Source organism: Gemella sp. GH3 (assembly GCF_013415425.1).
In the GTDB taxonomy this organism is placed as follows: domain Bacteria; phylum Bacillota; class Bacilli; order Staphylococcales; family Gemellaceae; genus Gemelliphila.
This window is the reverse complement of sequence record NZ_JACBYC010000245.1, coordinates 1-413: the sequence shown is the minus strand read 5'-3', so window position 1 is coordinate 413 and position 413 is coordinate 1. Positions and strand designations below refer to the sequence as shown.

General features: G+C 32.4%; 1 protein-coding gene and 1 pseudogene. Both read left to right on the top strand.

Going from position 1 to position 413, the window contains the following annotated elements:
• A pseudogene (locus tag HZY83_RS08025) lies at window positions 1-263 on the top strand (ketol-acid reductoisomerase); the annotation flags it as partial.
• A gap of 16 nt (window positions 264-279) precedes the next feature.
• On the top strand, window positions 280-413 hold a 134-nt coding region (locus tag HZY83_RS08020), incomplete at its 3' end, for a hypothetical protein (protein ID WP_179943512.1).

Sequence of the window (413 nt, the reverse complement as noted above, 5' to 3'; positions counted from 1 at the left end):
ACTCTATTTCAAATACAGCTGAATTTGGTGATTATGTATCTGGACCACGTGTTATCACTCCAGAAGTTAAAAACAACATGAAAACTGTATTAGAAGATATTCAAAACGGTAACTTTGCTAATCGTTTTGTTAAAGATAATGAAAATGGCTTTAAAGAATTTTACCAATTACGTGAACAACAACATGGTCATGAAATCGAAGCGGTTGGTCGTGAATTAAGAAAAATGATGCCATTTATTAAAGCTAAAAGTATTCAAAAATAATAAGGAGATGTTAAAAATGGAAAGCCATATTCAAATTTTTGATACAACACTAAGAGACGGAGAACAAACACCGGGAGTCAACTTTACCTTTGACGAAAGATTGAAAATTGCTAAGCAATTAGAAAAATGGGGAGTCGATGTCATAGAAGC